This is a genomic window from Caulobacter sp. B11, from assembly GCF_002737765.1.
GTDB lineage: Bacteria > Pseudomonadota > Alphaproteobacteria > Caulobacterales > Caulobacteraceae > Caulobacter.
Map to the genome: position 1 here is coordinate 1 of NZ_PEGG01000263.1, position 2,260 is coordinate 2,260.

The following is a 2,260-nucleotide window of genomic DNA, read 5'->3' on the forward strand; positions in this document are numbered from 1 at the left end:
CCAGTGATAGCCGGTCAGCCGGCCGTCCTTGGCGATGGCCGGTGGCAGGGGATCAGCAGCGAGATCGGATTGGCCCCGATCGCCCCACCGGTAGCCTGGTAGGCCCTGGGCTTCCGGCCCAGGCGGCGACCTGGCCATAGGTGCTGGTCTCGCCGGCAGGGATGCGCAGCAGGGCCTTCCAGACCTGGATGTGGAAGGGTGAACCGATCAGCACGATCGGCAAGGGTCCTTGTCCGCCGGCGAAAGCGTGGACGGCGGTCTGGCCGGCGGCCGCGTCGTCGCGGACCCAGTCGGCGGCGGGGAATCGCCGGTGCATGTCGTCATAGGTCGCCGGGTCGTCGCCGTCGGAAAAGGCCAGACCGGCCAGACCACGCTCGGCCATCACGAACAGGCCCCGGCCGAACGGCGTCGGCCACCAGCCATACTTCAAGGTCATACCGGCCCCGCGACGGCGGACCTCGCCTGGCGTAGCGGCTTCCTGGGCGATGAACAGGTCATGCAGCCGCGAGGGGCCCGACAGCCCCGCGTCATAGGCCGCGTCCAGCACGCTGGCCCCGGCCTCCAGCGACCGGCGGGCCTCGGCATGGGCGATGGCTGACACGAAGGCCTTGGGGCTGACCCCCGCCCAGCGCGTGAAGACCCGCTGGAAATGAAACGGCGACAGACCGACCGCCTCCGCGGCCTGGTCCAGGGACGGACGCTCCTGCCAACGCTCGGCCAGCCAGTCCAGGGCGACCGCCATGCGCTGGTAGTCGGCCGACCGCTCGGCCAGCTGGGCGAAGGTTTGCGAGGGGGACATATCGAGGGCCATGACCAGACCCTAAACCGGCCCCAGGGCCCTGTCCGCCCGGTTCTTGCGGGGGCGCGTGACCGTCGAGCCCGCCGGTCCGCCTTGGCGCGGCGGCCGCATCACGGCATGGTCACCGCCATGGCCCCGCTCAAGACTCCCGTGAAGAAACGCCCCGCCGCCAGGCGGGTCTCCCCCGCCGAGCGCGAGCGGGCGGCGGTGCTGTTCGCCCGCTTCGAGAGCCTGGAGCTGAGCCCCAAGACCGAGCTGAACTACGCCAACCCCTATGAGCTGGTCACCGCCGTGGCCCTCTCGGCCCAGGCCACCGATGTTCAGGTCAACAAGGCCACCGGCCCCCTGTTCCAGGTCGCCGACAGTCCCGAGAAGATGCTGGCGCTCGGCGAGGAAGGCCTGATCCGCTACATCGCCTCGATCGGCCTCTTCCGGACCAAGGCCAAGAACGTCATCGCCGCGGCCCACATCCTGATGGACCGCCACGGCGGGCAGGTGCCGCTGAACCGCGCCGACCTGGAAAGCCTGCCCGGCGTCGGCCGCAAGACCGCCAGCGTGGTGCTCAACGAGCTGGACATCGAACCGGCCATCGCCGTCGACACCCACGTGTTCCGGGTGGCGCACCGGCTGAAGCTGTCCTCGGGCAAGACGCCGGACGCGGTCGAGCAAGACCTGATGCGCATCGTGCCCGGGCCCTATCAGACCCGGGCCCACCACTGGCTGATCCTGCACGGCCGATATGTCTGCGTGGCGCGAAAGCCCAGGTGCGAGATCTGCAAGATCGCCGACCTGTGCCCGTCGCGGGAACTGTTCCTCGGGGCTTAGTTCGACCGAGAACACCAACTCCGTTTCCCCGGCCTTCGCCGGGGAAACGGATGGGCGTGAGCCTCAGGGCTTGGCCGGGATCATCAGCCCGCGCTGCACCGCCGGCCGCGCCAGGCAGCGCTCCAGCCAGGCCGGGACGTGGCTGAGGCTGGCATAGTCGACCAGGTCGCCGGCGTCGTAATAGCCGATCAGGTTGCGCACCATGCCCAGCAGGGCGATGTCGGCGATGGTGAAGTCCGCGCCCATCATGAAGGCCCGACCGTCCAGCCGACCTTCCAGAACCCCCAGCAGGCGCTTGCTCTCGGCGGCGTAGCGGTCGCGGGGACGCTTGTCCTCGTAGGCCTTGCCGGCGAACTTGTGGAAGAAGCCCAGCTGCCCGAACATCGGGCCGACCCCGCCGACCTGAAAGAACACCCACTGGATCGTCTGGTAGCGCAGGGCGGGATCAGCGGGCAGCAGCTTGCCGGTCTTCTCGGCCAGATAGAGCAGGATCGCCCCGGACTCGAACAGGGCCAGGGGCTGGCCGCCCGGACCGTCGGGATCGAGGATCGCGGGGATCTTGCCGTTCGGGTTCAGCGACAGATATTCTTCGGCGTCCAGGACTCGTTGGCGCCGATGTCGACCAGATGCGGCTCA

At 69.4% G+C, this 2,260-nt stretch carries 1 protein-coding gene and 2 pseudogenes; 1 reads left to right on the top strand and 2 read right to left on the bottom strand.

The genetic code is table 11. From position 1 onward, the window contains the following. Positions 1–811: pseudogene (locus CSW58_RS10675) on the bottom strand (methylated-DNA--[protein]-cysteine S-methyltransferase); the annotation flags it as partial. 105 nt (positions 812–916) lie between these two features. On the opposite strand from CSW58_RS10675, the gene nth reads away from it, so the two are divergent. Continuing rightward, the gene (gene nth, locus CSW58_RS10680) at positions 917–1,624 is read left to right on the top strand and encodes an endonuclease III (protein ID WP_099447271.1); all 708 of its coding nucleotides are present in this window, start codon (positions 917–919) and stop codon (positions 1,622–1,624) included. A 63-nt stretch (positions 1,625–1,687) separates the two neighbouring features. Here nth and CSW58_RS10685 read toward each other — a convergent pair. Further along, positions 1,688–2,260 (bottom strand): annotated as a pseudogene (locus tag CSW58_RS10685) (glutathione binding-like protein); the annotation flags it as partial.